The organism is Halanaerobium hydrogeniformans, from assembly GCF_000166415.1.
Lineage (GTDB): Bacteria > Bacillota > Halanaerobiia > Halanaerobiales > Halanaerobiaceae > Halanaerobium > Halanaerobium hydrogeniformans.
Genome location: NC_014654.1, coordinates 2,187,807 through 2,206,588, shown reverse-complemented (window position 1 = coordinate 2,206,588; position 18,782 = coordinate 2,187,807). Strand labels below are relative to the sequence as shown.

Genomic DNA, 18,782 nt, shown 5'->3' with positions numbered 1-18,782 from the left:
TGACAAAAGAAAAAAATGGTAATATAATATAATTACTAAAAAATTCCAAAGGGTGGTGTTTTAATTGAAAATTACAGATGTCAGGGTGTTTCCAGTTGAAATTAATGGAAGTATGGTGCAGGCTTATGCAACTGTAACTTTTGATGAATCGCTTGTAGTTAGGGACATGAGAATTATAGAGGGGAAAAACGGAGTTTTTATTTCTATGCCGGCACGGAGGAAACGAAATGGGGAATACTTAGATGTCTGTTTTCCGATTTCAGCTACTTTAAGGGAAACCATAGAAAAGGCTGTTTTGGATAAATTCAATGAAGATCTGGTTGAGGCTTAGTTTAAATAAATAGTTAGAATAAGAAAAGCACTGTCTTTTTCTATTGAGATAGTGCTTTTTTGCATCTTGACAACAATTACTTTCTCTGTTATACTTCAAGCGATTAAAGAATTATGATGGCATATTAATGTCAATATTTTTTAAGTATTTATAATTTTAAGTTTAAATAAATTTAAAAAGACTATAATTAATGATATAATTTATCTATAATAATAAACTGATCTTTGGAGGGGTTTTATGGCTGAATTATTAAGTATTATTTTAGCTGCTGGAAAAGGAACACGCATGAAATCTGATAAAATTAAAGTTTTACATAAAGTAGCTGGTAAGGAAATCATCAAACATGTTATTGCAACTCTTGATGATTTTGAAAGTCAAATAGTTAATGTTATTGGTTATCAAAAAGAAAATGTCAAAAAAGAGCTCCAAAAACTAGCCAACAAAAATCTTGAATTTGTAGTCCAAACTAAACAACTTGGTACTGGTCATGCTGTTAAGCAGGCTGAAGAATATATAGGGTCTCATTCTGGCCCGGTACTAATTTTATATGGAGATACTCCTTTATTAAGAAAAGAAAGTATTTCTGACTTTGTCAAAAAACATAAAAAAAGAGGTTCAGATTTAAGTGTTTTAACTGCTCAAGTTTCAGATCCCAGTGGTTATGGAAGAATAGTAAAAGATAAGTTTGGAAATCTAACTGCTATAGTTGAAGAAAAAGATGCAGAAGCTGAACAGAAAAAAATTAAAGAAATAAACAGCGGTGTTTACTGTGTTAATAGTAAATTATTAAGTTCTTTTTTAAAAAACTTAGATAATGATAATGCCCAGCAGGAATATTATTTAACCGATATTATTTCATACTCTGTTAAAAAGGGTAAAAATATTAATACTTATAAATTAAGCGATTCAAATGAAATTATAGGTATTAATACTCGGAGACAGCAGGCTGAAGCTGAAAAAATATTAAGACAGCGGATTATAGATAAGCACCTTGATAATGGTGTAACTATAATTGATCCTAACACAACATATATTGATGCTGAAGTTGAAATCGAAAAAGATGTTATTATTTATCCATTTAATTATTTAGAAGCTGAAACTAAAATTGCTAAAAACACAGTTATAAACCCACACTGTCGATTGAAAAATGCTGAGATAGCTGCCGATGTAGAAATACTTTCGAATACTGTAATAAAAAATAGTACAATTGGGCAGAATACCAGGGTTGGTCCTTTTGCCTATATCAGACCGGGATCTAAAGTTTCAGATAATTGTAAAATTGGAGATTTTGTAGAACTCAAAAAAGCGGAAGTTAAAAGTGGAGCTAAGGTTCCTCATTTATGCTACGCAGGTGATGCAGAAATCGGAGAAAGAACCAATATTGGTGCTGGGACAATTTTTGCTAATTATGATGGAGTTAACAAACACAAAACAGTGATTGGTAAAGATGTTTTTATCGGTAGTGATTCAATTTTAATTGCTCCACTAAAAATTGGAGACAATGCTAAAACAGCAGCAGCTTCTGTAGTTACTAAAGATATAAGTGCAAATACAACAGTAATGGGAATGCCAGCTCGTGTCTACAAAGATAAAAAAGAAGATAAATAATTAATCTTAATGGGGGGCTTAAAGATGTCAAGTTATAGTGAACAGCTAAAGATCTTTTCTGGAAATGCTCATTCTAAATTAGCAGAGGACCTCTGTGATTATTTAGGGACCGAATTAGTTAATGCTGAGGTTAGTCGTTTTAAAGATGGGGAAATTAAAAGCAGGATTTTTGAAACAGTCAGAGGAGCAGATATTTTTGTAATTCAACCTACAGCACCACCTGTTAATGAAAATCTAATGGAATTGCTTGTAATTATTGATGCTTTAAGAAGAGCTTCAGCAAGAAGAATTACTGCTGTAATGCCATATTATGGTTATGCCAGGCAGGATCGAAAAGCAAATCCGAGAGATCCTATTACTTCAAAATTAATTGCAAATCTATTAACTCAAGCTGGAGCTAGAAGAGTTTTATCGATCGATTTTCATGCTCCACAAATCCAGGGCTTTTTTGATATACCTGTTGATCATCTTTATGCTTCTCCAATAATGGTGGATTATTTTAAAGATTATAATCGTTCTGATTTAATTGCGGTTGCTCCAGATGTAGGTTCAGTAAAAAGAGTAAGATCTTTTGCTGAAAGTTTAAATATACCCATGGCAATCATTGATAAACGGAGGCCTAAAGCTAATGTGGCAGAGGTTATGAATGTAATTGGAGAGGTTAAGGGTAAAAATGTTATTTTATTAGATGATATTATTGATACAGCTGGTACAATTACTGAGGCGGCAAAGGTATTAAAAGAAAAAGGAGCAAAAGATGTTTATGCCTGTTGTACTCATGCTCTTTTTTCCGGGCCAGCAGTTGAGCGCTTAAAAAATGCTCCAATTAATAAAATTGTTGTTACAAACACAATTGCTCAAAAAGATAATGAACTTGAAAATTTAGAAGTTTTATCAGTCGCACCTCTAGTTGGCGAAGCGATAGATCGTATTTTTAAAGATTTATCGGTTAGTGTTTTATTTTAATTAGGATTTTAAATAAACAATTTAATAAAAAGCTTGCTCATAATAACCTTTAATGTTATAATAAAATTTGTTATGTCTTATTTAACGTAAACCTGTCAGTTTAAAGTATAGACTGACTTACAATTTAATTTATGCAAGGAGAGGATAGTCATGGAGAGACATTCTATTGAAGTTGAACTTAGGACGGAAAGTGGAAAAGGAGTTGCCCGTAAAATAAGAAGAGACGGTAAAATTCCTGGTGTTGTTTATGGAAGAGGAAAAGACCCAAAATCTATTAAATTAGATCCATCAGATATTGAGAAATTGTTATTTTCTAATGCAATTATTGATCTAACAGTTGCCGATGATGATGGAGAAGAATCAACTGTAATTATAAAAGACTTTCAAAAAAGTGTTATAAAAAGAGAGTTACTTCATGTTGATTTTCAGTATATTTCTATGGATGAAAAAATTACTGTTTCTGTACCATTACATTTAGAAGGTACAGCAGCTGGAGTACATGATGGTGGAGTATTACAGCAGTTATTACGTAATGTTGACATTGATGCATTACCTGCAGAGATCCCATCTGAAATTACTATTGATATTTCAGACTTAGAAATGGGAGATTCTTTATCAGCGGCCGATCTAGATTTACCTGAAGGAATTGATTTAGTAACAGATAGTAGTGAAGTAATTGTAACAGTTGTTACTCCTACTGAACTAATTGAAGAAGAAGAAGACGAAGAGGAAGAAGAATTCTTAGAGCCAGAAGTTATTGGTGAAGAGGATGACGAAGAAGCGGAAGAAGGCGCAGAAGACGAGGAAGAAAAAGATTATCAAGAATATTAAAAGCAAATAAGATGAGTGCGGTCACTTGACTGCGCTCAGATTTGTTTTATGGAGGTTTAATGGTTGAAGGTAATAGCTGGCCTGGGTAATCCAGGCGAAAAATATGCCCGAACTAGACATAATATTGGTTTTATGATTACTGCTGAACTTGCAAAAAAATATTCTGTAAACAGCAGTTATAAATTTGATGGTCTGTACGGAGATTATTTTTTTGCTGGGGAAAAAATTATCATCTTCCAGCCTATGAAATATATGAATAGAAGTGGACAACCTATAGCAAAATTATTGAGATATTATGACATCGAATTAGAAGATCTTTTAGTAATTCATGATGATCTTGATTTAGACCTGGGAAAAATAAGGTTTAAAAGAAATGGTAGCAGTGGAGGTCATAATGGGATTAAATCTATTATAAATCGACTTGATAGTAAAGATTTTAAACGATTGAAAGTTGGTGTTGGAAGGCCTCCGGGAAATATACCTGTAAGTGATTATGTTTTAACCACTTTTCAAGGTGAAGAGAAAAAAATTGCCAGTGAGGTTATCGATAGATCAGTTTCAGCAGTAGAGTTGATGCTAAAAGAGGATATAGTTAGAGCTATGAATATGTATAATGGATAATAATTAGGCCCGTACATTTTATGTAGGGGCTCTTTTGCCATTATATATATATTAAGGAGACATTTGCAAATGGATTTCAAAAATCTGTTATTGAAAGATAAAAAATTTAAAAAAGTAGCCGGAAATATTAACTCCCCTGATTATTATGTTTCAGGATTAAAAGGGAGCAGTCTGTCTTTTTTTGCAGCTAATATTTTAGAAAAAGCAAAAAGTAATGTTGTTTTTTTTCTGCCAGATAATTATTACTTACAACAGATGCAGGAGGATTTATTAAGATTACTAAAAAGAAAAAACTTTTTAGTTTTTCCTGAAGAAGAAATATTACCCCATGAGCAATTAATGTCTGACTTAACAACAATTAGTGAAAGGACTAAGGTATTAACAGACTTAGTTTTTGCAAAAAAAACAGACAAAAAAATAATTTTAACAACACCAGCTGCTGTGTTTAAAAAATTAACACCTAAAGATACTTATAAATCCAAAAGTCTTTATCTTAAAGTAGGAAATGAAATAGATCTAAAAAAAATAAAAAGAGCTTTGTTTTCACTTGGATATAAAAGAGAAGAAATGGTCGAAGCTCCAGGCCAATATAGTATTCGCGGTGGAATTATTGATATTTTCACTTTATTAGATGAACAACCTTTTAGAATAGAGCTCTTTGGGGATGAGATTGATTCAATTAGAAAGATAGATCTTTCTGCTCAAAGATCAAAAGAACAGGTGCAAAAAATTATTATCCCACCTTTTGCTAACATTATTGTTGATGAGGCTGTTGTACAAAGAGCATATCCTCGTCTAAAACAATCCTATGAGCAAGCAATAAAAAGTCTAAATCAAAAGGGGCTTTCTGAGGAAGCTGAATATTTGCAAGCGAAATCTAAAGATTTGTTGGAAAAATTTAGGGAACAGCATCGATTTCCCGGTTTCGAACAATTTCTTCACTATTATTACCCGGAAGCAGATAGTTTTTTTGATTATTTATCTGAGTCAACAATTTTTAGAGTAAGACCAGATAAAATAGAAAAAGTTAGCAGTAATAATTATCAAGAAATTCTTGATAATTATAATAATTTATTAGAACAGGGTATAATTTTACCAGACTATATTGATAATTTTCTTTCCCCTCAAATAATTAATGAGAAAATTAAAGAAAATAAAGTCATTGATATAAAAACTGATTTTGATGAAAAGACGGATGACAAAAAAGATATCAATTTTAGTGTTAAGTCACTGGAGTCTTTTCATGGGCAGTTAGAATTATTTGCAGAAAAAGTTCATGATTTGCTTAAGAAAAAATATAAGATTGCTATTACATTAAATTCTGCTGCTAAAAAGAGACGTTTAAAAATGTTTTTAGAAGACAAAGGTTTTGCTGTTGCTGATGATTTTTCGGAGGCTAGGATTAGAATATTTTCTGATAGTTTAGGAGAAAGTTTTATATTTGAGGATATTAAATTAGCTGTTTTTTGTGATAGAGAAGTTTTTGGAAGTGAACAAAAAAGAAAAAGAAAAATCGGTGACTTTGAAGAAGGCATTGAAATCTCTAGTGTCAACGACTTAATTGCCGGGGACTATGTTGTTCATGAAAATCATGGTATCGGTAAATATCTTGGAGTCAAAACTTTGGAAATACAGGGACAGCATAAAGATTATCTTGTTTTAAAGTATGCAGGAGAAGATAAATTATATGTCCCAACCGATAAAATTAATTTAGTTCAAAAATATATCGGTTCTGATTCAGGTAGTCCCAAATTATATAAACTGGGTAGTAGTGATTGGAAAAAAGTCAAAGAAAAAGTAGAAAAATCAGTTAAAGAAATGGCAATTGGTTTGCTAGAACTTTATGCGGAGAGGGAGACTCTAAAAGGCTATAAATTTCCAGAAGATGATTTATGGCAAAAAGAATTTGAAGATGCTTTTCCTTTTCATGAAACCCCAGACCAACAAAAAGCAATAAAAGAAGTAAAATCTGATATGGAATCGGAACAGCCAATGGATCGTTTACTTTGTGGAGATGTAGGTTACGGGAAAACTGAAGTTGCTATTAGAGCAGCATTTAAAGCAGCTTTAGATGGTAAACAAACTGCAGTTTTAGTGCCGACAACAATTTTAGCTCAACAGCATTTCAATACTTTTGAAGATAGAATTGAAGACTTTCCGATTCGAATCTCTATGTTAAGCCGTTTTAAAACTAAGGCTGAACAAAGAAAAACTTTAAAAGAGCTAATCAAAGGTGAAGTAGATATAGTTATTGGAACTCATCGTCTTTTATCTAAAGATGTCATCTTTGATGATTTAGGTTTATTAATTATTGATGAAGAACAGCGTTTTGGAGTAACTCATAAAGAAAAGCTTAAAGATATAAAAAGAAATGTTGATGTGTTAACTTTAACCGCTACTCCTATTCCCAGAACTTTGCATATGGCATTAGTTGGGGTTAGGGACATGAGCTTAATCGAAACTCCACCTGAAAATCGTTATCCGATCAGAACTTTTATCAAAGAAAAAAATCATGAACTAATTGCTGGGGCTGTTAGAAGAGAATTAGCTCGTGAAGGACAGATATATTTTGTTCACAATAGAGTAGAAGATATTGAAAAGATTGCCGGTAAATTACAAAAGATTGTACCTGAAGCAAAAATTGCAGTAGCCCATGGTCAGATGAAAGAAAAAAGATTAGAAAAAATAATGTATAATTTTTATCATCATAAATTTGATATTTTAGTCTGCACAACTATTATAGAAACAGGCCTTGATATACCCAATGTCAATACTATCATAATTAACCATGCTGATAAAATGGGTTTGTCTCAGTTATACCAATTAAGAGGACGGGTAGGAAGAACCAACCGAATTGCTTATGCATATTTACTATATAAACGAGATAGAATCTTAGCAGAGGTGGCTGAAAAAAGACTTGAAGCAATTAAAGAATTTTCTTCGTTAGGGTCAGGATTTAAAATAGCAATGAGGGATTTAGAAATACGTGGTGCAGGAAATCTTTTAGGCCCAGAACAAAGTGGGCATATTGCAGCAGTTGGTTTTTCTCTTTATACAAAGTTACTAGAGGGCACTATTGAAGACTTAAAAGGTGAAAAGAAAGATGATAAAATTACAGTTGAAGTAGATCTTAGAGTTGATGCCTATATTCCAGATGATTATATTAAATATGAAGCCCGTAAAATAGAGATTTATAAAAAAATTCGTGATATTCATTCTGCAGCTGATGCTGTTGATGTTGTTGATGAACTTATAGACCGTTTTGGAGAACCGCCCAAAGAGGTTATGCGTTTAATTAATACAGCTCGTTTGAAAATTTTAGCACAAAAATTAAAAATACAGCTAATAAGACAGGAAGGTAAAAATATTCGCTGTCAGTTTATTAATTCAAAGGTTGTAAATGGTAGAGATTTAGTTGAATTTAGCAAAAAATATCGCAGAAAAATCAAAATAAAGTCTGCTAAAAAACCGCAAATCATTATTAAGACTACTCAGTCAGAAAAGATTGATAAAGAATTATTAAAAATGTTAAAGGATTATAAAAAAATAGTTGATAACAAATAAGCATTAGAATTTAAACTTTAACACCAATATTCTAAATGAATTATCAAATATTTATTTAAAATGATTTCCTAAAGGGTGAAGTCTATGAAAGAAAAAAATAAAAATAGCTTCATTAAAGGAGCCGCTATTTTAACAGCTGCAGGTATGGCTGCTCGGGTAATGGGTTTTGTTTATAGAGTTGTATTAACCAGAATCATAGGTGCAGAAGGTATGGGTCTATATCAGATGGCCTATCCAATCTATACAATTTTACTGGTTGTTTCTAGATCAGGTATTCCAATTGCATTAGCCAAACTGATTGCAGATAGAATTGCTTCTGATAAGAAGAAAGAGGCTTATAAAACTTTTATTGTTGCTCGCCGGATGAGTTTTATAATTGGTTTATCTGTTTCACTAATAATGGCTATTTCTGCAAAACCTTTAATAAATTTACTTTCTCTAGATCCTAGATCATATTATGCGGTACTTGCAATTTCACCAGCCATCTTCGTTGTTTCTATTATGGCTGCATATAGAGGTTTTTTTCAAGGTTTGCAGGATATGGTACCAACCGCACTTTCTCAAATTATAGAGCAATTTGTTAGAATGTTTACTATGATTTTACTTGTAGTATTATTAGCTCCACATGGTTTAGAATATGCAGCAGCAGGTGCCAGCTTTGGAGCGGTAACAGGTGCTGGAGGCGGATTATTGATACTTTTATTTATTTATCATAAAAGACATGAAAAAATATTTAGTTTTTTGTCGACTGGCAAAGATTCTGTAGAAATTAAATCAATGAGAATAGCAAAAAGGATTGCTTCTTTAGGTGTTCCAATAACCTTAGGTGCACTTGTTTTACCATTAATGAGTTTAGTAGATTTAATATTTGTTCCAAATAGATTGCAGACAGCTGGCTATTTGGTAAATGAAGCAACCGCATTATATGGAATGTTTTCTGCTGTAGCAATGCCCCTGGTTAATTTTCCAACAATAATTACTGTTTCCTTATCTGCTAGTTTGGTACCTGCTATTGCTGAAGCATTTGCAAAAGAAAGAGATGAGTTAATTAAACATCGAGTTCAAACTGCATTGAGGCTAACAATTTTAGTTGGTTTACCTGCATCGGTAGGTTTATATTTATTGGCTTTACCAATAACGGATATTATTTTTTCTGAACCCGGAGCAGCTGTTCCTTTAAGGTTTGTAGCCTGGGGAGTATTATTTATTGCCCTTCAACAAACAAGCACAGGTATTTTAAATGGGGTAGGAAAAACTGCTATACCTGCCAGAAATTTAATGATTGGAGCTGTGTTCAATGCTTTTATCAATTATACTCTAACTGCCATACCTAGATTTGGAATAAGGGGTGCTGCTCTTGGAACTACAACTGGATTTGCAATTGCCGCTTTTTTAAATCTTTATCATGTTAAAAAAGAGAGTGGTTTTAAAATACAAGTCAAGGCAATGATTATTAAACCATTAACAGCAATAATAGTAATGTCAGTTTTTGTTAAAGCTGCCTATTATTTTGGTTTAAACATATTAACTAGATATAATATTACTTATGCTTATCAGATAAATACTTTTTTAGTAATCTTTTTTGCCTCTTTTATTTATTTTATAACTCTGTTATTATTAAAAGAAATAAAGTATAATGATTTAGCTGTAATGCCTGTTTTTGGTAAAAAATTAGCTGATTTCTTGCGAAAAATAGCTTTAATTGATTAAATTATAATTTTTAGTAGTTTTTAAGCGATTTTAAGGAGGCTTTATAGATGAGCAAATCTAACATTGATAGCAAAACTAAAAATAAAATATTAAGTGAATTAGATAAATTAATTGAAGTAATGGCTTTATTAAGAGGTCCAGATGGATGTCCCTGGGATAAAAAGCAGGATTATTACTCAATTAAAGAGAATATAATAGAAGAGGCATATGAAGTTGTAGAAGCTTTAGAAAAAAAAGATATTAAAGCTTTTAAAGAAGAATTAGGTGATCTATTATTACAGGTTATTTTTGAGGCCCAGATGGCTTATGAAGAAGGTGATTTTGATTTAGGTGATGTAAGTAAAACTCTCAGGGAAAAATTGATCCGCAGACATCCTCATGTATTTGAAGAAGTTGAAGTAAGTGGTTCTGAAGAAGTTCTTCATAATTGGGAAGAGATAAAAAAAGAAGAAAAAAAAGATATTACTAAATCTTTAATGGATAATTCAAGTCAGGGACAATCTGCTTTAAATCAAGCTTATGAAGTCCAAAAAATTGCAGCTAAAGTAGGTTTTGATTGGGATAATTTAGAACCAGTTATAAAGAAAATAGAGGAAGAATTAAATGAAAGCAAAGAAATTATATATGCAGAAAAAAATAAGCAAAAATCTTTGGAAAGCAAACAGAAACTAGAATCGGAAATAGGGGATTTGTTATTTGCAGTAGTAAATTTGGCTCGTTTTGAAAAAATCAATCCTGAATTAGCGTTACTTAAGACTGTTTTAAAATTTAAAACAAGATTTAAATATATTGAAGAATCAGTTGAAGCCAATAATTTAAGTTTTGATAATTATAGTTTAAACGAATTGGATGAATTTTGGCAGGAAGCAAAAGAAAAAGAAAATCAAATTTAATTATTCACAGGAGGATAATAGATGAACAAAAAGCATATAGTATTTATATTAATATTCACAATGGTTTTTTCATTAGCCGGGACATATGTTTCTGCTTTTGATGTTGATATGGAATCAGCTATTTTAATGGAAGCGGAAACTGGTCAAGTTTTGTTTTCAAAAAATGCTGATCGTAAACTTCCACCAGCTAGTATGACAAAAATAATGCCACTTTTAATTGCAATGGAGAAATTAGAAGAAGGTGCGATTTCTCTAGATGATAAAGTAACAATTAGTAGATATGCAGCATCTATGGGAGGCTCTCAAATATTTTTAGCTGCTAATACACAGGTTGAGTTGGAAAAATTACTTAAAGCTGTAACTATTGCTTCTGGAAATGATGCAAGTGTAGCAATTGGAGAATATATTGCCGGTACTTATAGTAATTTTATTGCTATGATGAACCGAAGAGCTGAGGAATTAGGTATGGAAAATACTAATTTTTCTAATTCAACTGGTTTACCAGATCCTGATAATTATTCGACCGCTAGAGATATTGCAATTATGTCCAGAGAATTAGCTAAATATCCTTTAGTATTGCAGTGGGGATCAATCTGGACTGAGAATATTCAGTTGCCTGGACGGGAAGCAATGCTCGTTAATACAAATAGATTGATAAATGTATACCCAAGTATGGATGGTTTGAAAACCGGTCACACCCGAGAAGCAGGATTTTGTTTATCTGCAACAGCTCAAAAAGGTGATACTAGATTAATATCAGTGGTTATGCAGGGAGATACATTAGAGCAAAGAGAAGATACTACAATTAGGCTGTTAGATTATGGTTTTAATGCATTTTCGAAAAGAGAGGTTGCTACTGAAGGAGATCAAATCCAAAATATTCCTGTAAGTCAATCAGCAAATCAAGTAGCTGCTGGAGAAATAGAAGAATCTTTTTATGTGATGGTTCAAAAAGGTTCAGAAAGAGATATTACTCAAGAAATTGAAATAGAAGAAAACTTAGAGGCTCCTTTATTAAAAGGTGATAGGATTGGAAGATTAATAATTTACAGAGGAGAAGAAGAAATTGGTTCAGTAAATATATTGGCTTCTGAGGATATAGATAGAGCTAATATCTTTGTTAGAATGTGGAGATCAGTATTTAATTAAAATAATTTTGAGAATATAAAGCTGAATTAGATCAAAAGTTAAGATAATCAAACTTTCTTTTGAGATGATTTGGCTTTTTTCTTTGAATTTTATTGACATAAAGCTAAGTTCATGTTAAGCTTTTTAAGGCCTTGATAAATGTTTAAAAGAACTTATTATTTCTTTTTGCAAATCTGCTCTAACCCCTTGACAAAAGAGGGTATAAGTGTTAAGATAATATATGTCGCTGAAAAGGCTTTTTGCTTTTTTGAAGAGGTGAAAATTTTATTTAAAATTACTCCTTGACAAAGCCAAAGAGTATTGATAAGATAATAAACGTCGCATAGAAAAAGAGCAAAAAAACAAGTTCTTTTGAGCAGAAAAAATAATCAATTTTTTTGTAAAAAGTTCTTGACAAACGACAGCAGCATTGATAAGATATTAAATGTCGCTGTTAAAAACAAAAGCGATCTGTGAGGGGCGAAACTTCCCCAGCAAAGCATCATCTTATTATTAAAGAAGATAGAGTGCGACGGTCTCAATGACCTAGCAAGGCGCTAACCTTTTTGTATAAAAAAGAAAGCGCGTTGAACCTTGAAAATTAAACAGCAAGCCAACGTTAATATACTTTGAGTGTTAAAACTTAAAAGTAATTATTAGTTCAAAGCTTTTATATAAATAATAGAAGCCAAATCAAATTCTTTAAACGGAGAGTTTGATCCTGGCTCAGGACGAACGCTGGCGGCGTGCTTAACACATGCAAGTCGAACGGTCTACCTCGACGGAAGCCTTCGGGCGGAAGACGAGACTAGATAGTGGCGGACGGGTGAGTAACACGTGGATAACCTGTCCTCAAGTCTGGGATAACCTGGCGAAAGTCGGGCTAATCCCGGGTAAGCTGAGAGTGTGGCATCACACAATCAGAAAAGGTGCTATTAGCATCGTTTGAGGAGGGGTCCGCGGTAGATTAGCTAGCTGGTGAGGTAATGGCTCACCAGGGCAACAATCTATAGCTGGTCTGAGAGGACGATCAGTCACACTGGAACTGAGACACGGTCCAGACTCCTACGGGAGGCAGCAGTGGGGAATCTTCCACAATGGGCGAAAGCCTGATGGAGCAACGCCGCGTGAGTGAAGAAGGTCTTAGGATTGTAAAGCTCTGTCCTTAGGGAAGAACCGTGGGTATAGAAAATGATACCCACCTGACGGTACCTTTGGAGGAAGCACTGGCTAACTACGTGCCAGCAGCCGCGGTAATACGTAGAGTGCAAGCGTTGTCCGGAATTATTGGGCGTAAAGGGTACGCAGGCGGATAATCAAGTCAAGCGTGAAAGGTGTCGGCTTAACCGACAGACTGCGTTTGAAACTGGTTATCTTGAGTGTAACAGAGGAGAGTGGAATTCCTAGTGTAGTGGTGAAATACGTAGATATTAGGAAGAACACCAGTGGCGAAGGCGACTCTCTGGGTTAACACTGACGCTGAGGTACGAAAGCTGGGGGAGCGAACGGGATTAGATACCCCGGTAGTCCCAGCCGTAAACGATGGATACTAGGTGTTGGAGGTTCGAATCCTTCAGTGCCGGAGTTAACGCATTAAGTATCCCGCCTGGGGATTACGATCGCAAGATTGAAACTCAAAGGAATTGACGGGGGCCCGCACAAGCGGTGGAGCATGTGGTTTAATTCGAAGCAACGCGAAGAACCTTACCGAGAATTGACATCCCGTGACTACCTGTGAAAGCAGGGTTTGGCATTTATGTCACACGGAGACAGGTGGTGCATGGCTGTCGTCAGCTCGTGTCGTGAGATGTTGGGTTAAGTCCCGCAACGAGCGCAACCCCTGTTCTTAGTTGCCAGCGAGTAATGTCGGGGACTCTAAGAAGACTGCCGGTGAAAGTCGGAGGAAGGTGGGGATGACGTCAAGTCCTCATGCCCTTTATATCTCGGGCTACACACGTGCTACAATGGTTGGTACAGAGGGGAGCTAAGCCGCGAGGTGGAGCAAATCCTTGAAAACCAATCCCAGTTCGGATTGCAGGCTGCAACTCGCCTGTATGAAGTTGGAATCGCTAGTAATCGCAGGTCAGCATACTGCGGTGAATACGTTCCCGGGCCTTGTACACACCGCCCGTCACACCAATCGAGTTGGATGCACCAGAAGTCATCTGCGGATGCCGAAGGTGTGTCCGGTAAGAGGGGTGAAGTCGTAACAAGGTAGCCGTACCGGAAGGTGCGGCTGGATCACCTCCTTTCTAAGGAGAGAACGTGAGCTTGCTGTTTAATTTTGAAGGTTTGCAAAAACTTTCATAAAAAACTGTACATTGAAAAATGCATATAGGAAATAATATAGATTAAGCTAGAAAGAGCTTATGGTGGATGCCTAGGCATTCAGAGTTGAAGAAGGACGTGACCGGCTGCGAAAAGCCGCGGGGAGCTGCTAAATAAGCGTAGATCCGTGGATATCCGAATGGGGCAACCCACCAGTGTGGAGCACTGGTATTATGCAGTGAAAGAAGTAGCTGTGTAAGAACAAGCAGGAGAATTGAAACATCTTAGTACCCTGAGGAAAAGAAATCAAAACGAGATTCCCTTAGTAGCGGCGAGCGAAGGGGGAGAAGTCCAAACACTAAAAGTGTAAACCTGTAGGTGTTGCTTTTAGTGGGTGTGGGATATTGTTAATTAGAGGCTACAGCCTTTAAATGGCTTAAATTTTTTGCTAAGTCGAAGGGACTGGAAAGTTCCGCCAGAGAGGGTAATAGCCCTGTAGGCGAAAAGCAAAAGAAGTCAAATGATATCCAGAGTATCACGGGACACGAGAAACCCTGTGAGAATATGGGAGGACCACCTTCCAAGACTAAATACTCCTGAATGACCGATAGTGAACAAGTACCGTGAGGGAAAGGTGAAAAGAACCCCGGAAGGGGAGTGAAATAGAAACTGAAACCGTAAGCTTACAACAAGTAGGAGGACTATTAGAAAGTCTGACTGCGTACTTTTTGTATCACGGACCGGCGAGTTACTGATCGTAGCAAAAGGTTAAGCCATAGAGGTGTAGCCAGAGCGAAAGCGAGTCTGAATAGGGCGGAAGTTATGATGAGTAGACCCGAAACCGAGTGATCTATCCATGACCAGGGTGAAGCGGGTGTAAGAGCCTGTGGAGGCCCGAACCCGGTGTTGTTGAAAAAACATGGGATGAGTTGTGGATAGGGGTGAAAGGCCAATCGAACTCGGAGATAGCTGGTTCTCCTCGAAATAGCTTTAGGGCTAGCCTCAGAGTAAAAGTTAATTGGTTGTAGAGCACTGATTGGACAAGGGGCCCAACAAGGTTACCAAATCCATTCAAACTCCGAATGCCAATTAATGTTCTCTGGGAGTCAGACTGTGGGGGATAAGCTTCATAGTCAAGAGGGAAAGAGCCCAGACCACCAGATAAGGTCCCAAAGTATATGCTAAGTGGAAAAGGAAGTGAGATCGCACAGACAACCAGGATGTTGGCTTAGAAGCAGCCATTCATTTAAAGAGTGCGTAATAGCCCACTGGTTAAGCGGTTTCGCGCCGAAAATGTAACGGGGCTAAAGCATATCACCGAAGCTGTGGTTTCGCGAATGAACACTAAAGTTCATCACGATAAATATAAATTACTAACTAAGTTAGATTTAGTCAAAACTAACAACAAGAATTAAAAAGAGAGTTTTGACCAAATGACCTTTAGATAAAGCATTTTATCTAAGAAGTTAGAAATTAGATAAAGCATTTTATCTAAGAAGTTAGAAATTAGATAAAGCATTTTATCTAAGAAGTGGTGAGTTGTAGTGTTCATTCGCGAGAGGTAGAGGAGCATTGTGTGCTGGGTGAAGCTATACCGTAAGGAGTAGTGGACGGCACAGAAGAGAGAATGCCGGTATGAGTAACGAAAAAAGGAGTGAGAATCTCCTTCGCCGAAAGTCTAAGGATTCCTGAGGAAGGCTCGTCCTCTCAGGGTTAGTCGGGACCTAAGCTGAGGCCGAAAGGCGTAGGTGATGGAAAATCGGTAAAGATTCCGATACCACTGTAAATTGATTGAGTGAAGTGGGGACGCGGTAAAGAAGGTGGAGCATGTGACTGGAAGAGCATGTATAAGCTATTAAGCTGGGGTAAGGAGGCAAATCCCTTTACCCATCTAAACAGCTTAAAGTGATGTGGAGCCAAAAGAGGCGAAGCCACCGGATAAATCGCCAAGAAAAACCACTAACGAGATTTACAGTGCCCGTACCGCAAACCGACACAGGTAGACGGGAAGAGAATTCTAAGGCGCGCGAGAGAACCCTTGTTAAGGAACTCGGCAAAATGACCCCGTAACTTCGGGAGAAGGGGTACCCTTTAGGAATACCTAGAGGGTCGAAGTGAAAAGATCCAAGCGACTGTTTATCAAAAACACAGGTCTCTGCTAAGTCGTAAGACGAAGTATAGGGGCTGACGCCTGCCCGGTGCTGGAAGGTCAAGGAGAAGGCTTAGTACTTATGTACGAAGGTCTGAACCTAAGCCCCAGTAAACGGCGGCCGTAACTATAACGGTCCTAAGGTAGCGAAATTCCTTGTCGGGTAAGTTCCGACCTGCACGAATGGCGTAACGACTTGGATGCTGTCTCAACAAGGGACTCGGTGAAATTAAATTGCCTGTGAAGATGCAGGCTACCTGCGACAGGACGGAAAGACCCCGTGGAGCTTTACTGCAGCCTGATATTGGGTTTTGGTGTAGAATGTACAGGATAGGTGGGAGGCATTGAAGCTGGTATGCTAATATCAGTGGAGCCGTTGGTGGGATACCACCCTTTCTACAGCGGAATTCTAACTGGAGGCCATAAACTGGTCACAGGACATTGTCAGGCGGGCAGTTTGACTGGGGCGGTCGCCTCCCAAACAGTAACGGAGGCGCTCAAAGGTTCCCTCAGTGCGGATGGAAATCGCACGAAGAGTGTAAAGGCAGAAGGGAGCTTAACTGCGAGACAAACAAGTCGAGCAGGTACGAAAGTAGGACTTAGTGATCCGGCGGTATAGTGTGGAATTGCCGTCGCTCAACGGATAAAAGTTACCCCGGGGATAACAGGCTTATCTCCCCCAAGAGTTCACATCGACGGGGAGGTTTGGCACCTCGATGTCGGCTCATCGCATCCTGGAGCTGAAGCAGGTTCCAAGGGTTGGGCTGTTCGCCCATTAAAGCGGTACGCGAGCTGGGTTCAGAACGTCGTGAGACAGTTCGGTCCCTATCCGTCGCAGGCGGAGGATACTTGAGGAGAGCTGTCCCCAGTACGAGAGGACCGGGATGGACACACCGATGGTGAATCAGTTGTTCCACCAGGAGCATAGCTGAGTAGCTAAGTGTGGGAAAGATAAACGCTGAAAGCATCTAAGCGTGAAACAAACTCCAAGATAAGGTATCCCACTCTGTTAAAGAGTTAAGATCCCTTAAAGATGATAAGGTAGATAGGCCGGAGGTGTAAATGTAGTAATACACTGAGCTGACCGGTACTAATAGATCGAGGGCTTAATCATATTTATTTCCTATATGTATCTTTGAATTTACAGTTTTCCGGTGGTAATTGCGGAGGGGTAACACTTGTTCCCATTTCGAACACAAAAGTTAAGTCCTCCAGCGCCTATGGTACTGCATTGGTAACGATGTGGGAGAGTAGGTCTCTGCCGGATCCTTTTTTGAAAATTAGTGGTTGTTTTATTGGGGTGTAGCCAAGCGGTAAGGCAATGGGTTTTGGTCCCATGATGCGCAGGTTCGAATCCTGCCGCCCCAGCCATAAAATAATTCACTATTTTTGGGCCATTAGCTCAGTTGGTAGAGCACCTGACTTTTAATCAGGTTGTCGGAGGTTCGATTCCTCCATGGCTCACCAGTTATTGACGCGGGGTAGAGCAGTCTGGTAGCTCGTCAGGCTCATAACCTGGAGGTCGTCGGTTCGAATCCGGCCCCCGCAACCAATTTTTCAAATATTATTTAAATGGACTTAAAGGCAAGCGGGAGTAGCTCAGTTGGCTAGAGCATCAGCCTTCCAAGCTGAGGGTCGCGAGTTCGAGTCTCGTTTCCCGCTCCATTAATTTTAAATGGGTCTATAGCTCAGTTGGCTAGAGCATGTGGTTCATACCCACAGTGTCAGAGGTTCGAGTCCTCTTAGACCCACCATTATTTAACATGGAGAGGTACCCAAGTGGCTGAAGGGGCGGGTTTGCTAAACCTGTAGCAGGGTATTTACCCTGGCGAGGGTTCGAATCCCTCTCTCTCCGCCATTTAATTACATGCCCTCATCGTCTAGGGGTCTAGGACACCAGGTTTTCATCCTGGCGGCAGGGGTTCGAATCCCCTTGAGGGTACCATTACTTTTTCATAAAACTTAAAATTTTATGGGCGAATAGCTCAGTTGGGAGAGCACCTGCCTTACAAGCAGGGGGTCACAGGTTCGAGCCCTGTTTCGCCCACCATTTAATAATTTTAAAAAAGAAGTGTTTTATCAAATTGAAATGATTTGATAGACTACATCAAACTTCTTAAATACGGAGGTGTAGCGTAGCGGTTTAACGCGCCGGCCTGTCAAGCCGGAGATCGCGGGTTCAAATCCCGTCTCCTCCGCCATTTTTTGCCGATGTAGCTCAGTTGGTAGTAGCGCTTCCATGGTAAGGAAGAGGTCACCGGTTCAAATCCGGTCATCGGCTCCATTAGCCATGGGGATATAGCTCAGCTGGGAGAGCGCTACACTGGCAGTGTAGAGGCCAGGGGTTCGAATCCCCTTATCTCCACCAAATAAACATAATATTAGGTGAGATAAAAAATATAATTATATAATTTATGGAGGGGTGCCCGAGTGGTTAAAGGGAGCAGACTGTAAATCTGCCGGCGATGCCTACAAAGGTTCAAATCCTTTCCCCTCCACCATTATGCGGGAGTAGCTCAGTGGTAGAGCATCACGTTGCCAACGTGAGGGTCGCGAGTTCAAATCTCGTTTCCCGCTCCATTTATAATTTTGCACCTAATAAGGTGCTTTTTTTGTTTTTATAGTAAAAAAATGATAATATTAATTATTCACCTTTATTTATTTAATTTTAACTGCTATAATATAAATGATTATGTTCTAAAAAAAATAATAT

9 protein-coding genes, 13 tRNA genes and 3 rRNA genes are annotated in these 18,782 nt (G+C 37.2%); all 25 read left to right on the top strand.

Annotated elements, in window-relative coordinates:
- Positions 1-64: 64 nt before the first annotated feature.
- The 25 genes from HALSA_RS10265 (at position 65) to HALSA_RS10145 (ending at position 18,649) form a co-directional block, all read left to right on the top strand.
- Entirely contained in the window at positions 65-331 is a 267-nt protein-coding gene (locus HALSA_RS10265; protein WP_013406483.1) for a SpoVG family protein, read from the top strand.
- Positions 332-568: 237 nt separating this feature from the next.
- Complete coding sequence (glmU, locus tag HALSA_RS10260; RefSeq protein ID WP_013406482.1) at positions 569-1,939, top strand: bifunctional UDP-N-acetylglucosamine diphosphorylase/glucosamine-1-phosphate N-acetyltransferase GlmU; 1,371 nt, start codon at positions 569-571, stop codon at positions 1,937-1,939.
- A gap of 24 nt (positions 1,940-1,963) precedes the next feature.
- A complete protein-coding gene (locus HALSA_RS10255) occupies positions 1,964-2,905 on the top strand; it encodes a ribose-phosphate diphosphokinase (protein ID WP_013406481.1) in 942 nt (313 codons plus the stop codon).
- A 150-nt stretch (positions 2,906-3,055) separates the two neighbouring features.
- Entirely contained in the window at positions 3,056-3,736 is a 681-nt protein-coding gene (locus HALSA_RS10250) for a 50S ribosomal protein L25 (RefSeq protein WP_013406480.1), read from the top strand.
- 63 nt (positions 3,737-3,799) lie between these two features.
- Positions 3,800-4,357 carry an aminoacyl-tRNA hydrolase gene (pth, locus tag HALSA_RS10245; protein ID WP_013406479.1) on the top strand — a complete coding sequence of 186 codons (558 nt, stop codon included), beginning with the start codon at positions 3,800-3,802 and terminating at the stop codon, positions 4,355-4,357.
- 69 nt (positions 4,358-4,426) lie between these two features.
- Complete coding sequence (gene mfd, locus HALSA_RS10240) at positions 4,427-7,921, top strand: transcription-repair coupling factor (RefSeq protein ID WP_013406478.1); 3,495 nt, start codon at positions 4,427-4,429, stop codon at positions 7,919-7,921.
- A gap of 84 nt (positions 7,922-8,005) precedes the next feature.
- Positions 8,006-9,631, top strand: coding sequence for a putative polysaccharide biosynthesis protein (locus HALSA_RS10235; RefSeq protein ID WP_013406477.1), 1,626 nt, complete (start codon positions 8,006-8,008; stop codon positions 9,629-9,631).
- Between the two features lie 47 nt (positions 9,632-9,678).
- Positions 9,679-10,524 carry a nucleoside triphosphate pyrophosphohydrolase gene (mazG, locus tag HALSA_RS10230; RefSeq protein WP_013406476.1) on the top strand — a complete coding sequence of 282 codons (846 nt, stop codon included), beginning with the start codon at positions 9,679-9,681 and terminating at the stop codon, positions 10,522-10,524.
- Between the two features lie 21 nt (positions 10,525-10,545).
- Entirely contained in the window at positions 10,546-11,673 is a 1,128-nt protein-coding gene (locus tag HALSA_RS10225; RefSeq protein WP_013406475.1) for a D-alanyl-D-alanine carboxypeptidase family protein, read from the top strand.
- Positions 11,674-12,355: 682 nt separating this feature from the next.
- Positions 12,356-13,904: ribosomal RNA gene (locus tag HALSA_RS10220) — 16S ribosomal RNA — on the top strand.
- A gap of 97 nt (positions 13,905-14,001) precedes the next feature.
- Positions 14,002-17,183: ribosomal RNA gene (locus HALSA_RS10215) — 23S ribosomal RNA — on the top strand.
- 36 nt (positions 17,184-17,219) lie between these two features.
- Positions 17,220-17,336, top strand: a 5S ribosomal RNA gene (gene rrf, locus HALSA_RS10210).
- Together the 16S, 23S and 5S rRNA genes with 13 tRNA genes alongside form the textbook arrangement of a ribosomal RNA operon.
- Positions 17,337-17,365: 29 nt before the next feature.
- Positions 17,366-17,440, top strand: a tRNA-Gln gene (locus tag HALSA_RS10205).
- Between the two features lie 20 nt (positions 17,441-17,460).
- Positions 17,461-17,536, top strand: a tRNA-Lys gene (locus tag HALSA_RS10200).
- Positions 17,537-17,544: 8 nt separating this feature from the next.
- Positions 17,545-17,621: transfer RNA gene (locus HALSA_RS10195), tRNA-Met, on the top strand.
- Positions 17,622-17,657: 36 nt separating this feature from the next.
- Positions 17,658-17,734, top strand: a tRNA-Gly gene (locus HALSA_RS10190).
- Positions 17,735-17,746: 12 nt separating this feature from the next.
- A tRNA-Met gene (locus tag HALSA_RS10185) sits at positions 17,747-17,823 on the top strand.
- A gap of 11 nt (positions 17,824-17,834) precedes the next feature.
- Positions 17,835-17,927: transfer RNA gene (locus HALSA_RS10180), tRNA-Ser, on the top strand.
- An 11-nt stretch (positions 17,928-17,938) separates the two neighbouring features.
- Positions 17,939-18,014, top strand: a tRNA-Glu gene (locus tag HALSA_RS10175).
- A gap of 29 nt (positions 18,015-18,043) precedes the next feature.
- Positions 18,044-18,119, top strand: a tRNA-Val gene (locus tag HALSA_RS10170).
- Between the two features lie 74 nt (positions 18,120-18,193).
- Positions 18,194-18,270: transfer RNA gene (locus HALSA_RS10165), tRNA-Asp, on the top strand.
- Positions 18,271-18,276: 6 nt separating this feature from the next.
- A tRNA-Thr gene (locus HALSA_RS10160) sits at positions 18,277-18,353 on the top strand.
- An 8-nt stretch (positions 18,354-18,361) separates the two neighbouring features.
- Positions 18,362-18,437, top strand: a tRNA-Ala gene (locus HALSA_RS10155).
- A 48-nt stretch (positions 18,438-18,485) separates the two neighbouring features.
- Positions 18,486-18,570: transfer RNA gene (locus HALSA_RS10150), tRNA-Tyr, on the top strand.
- A 4-nt stretch (positions 18,571-18,574) separates the two neighbouring features.
- Positions 18,575-18,649: transfer RNA gene (locus HALSA_RS10145), tRNA-Gly, on the top strand.
- The last annotated feature ends 133 nt before the right edge of the window (positions 18,650-18,782 follow it).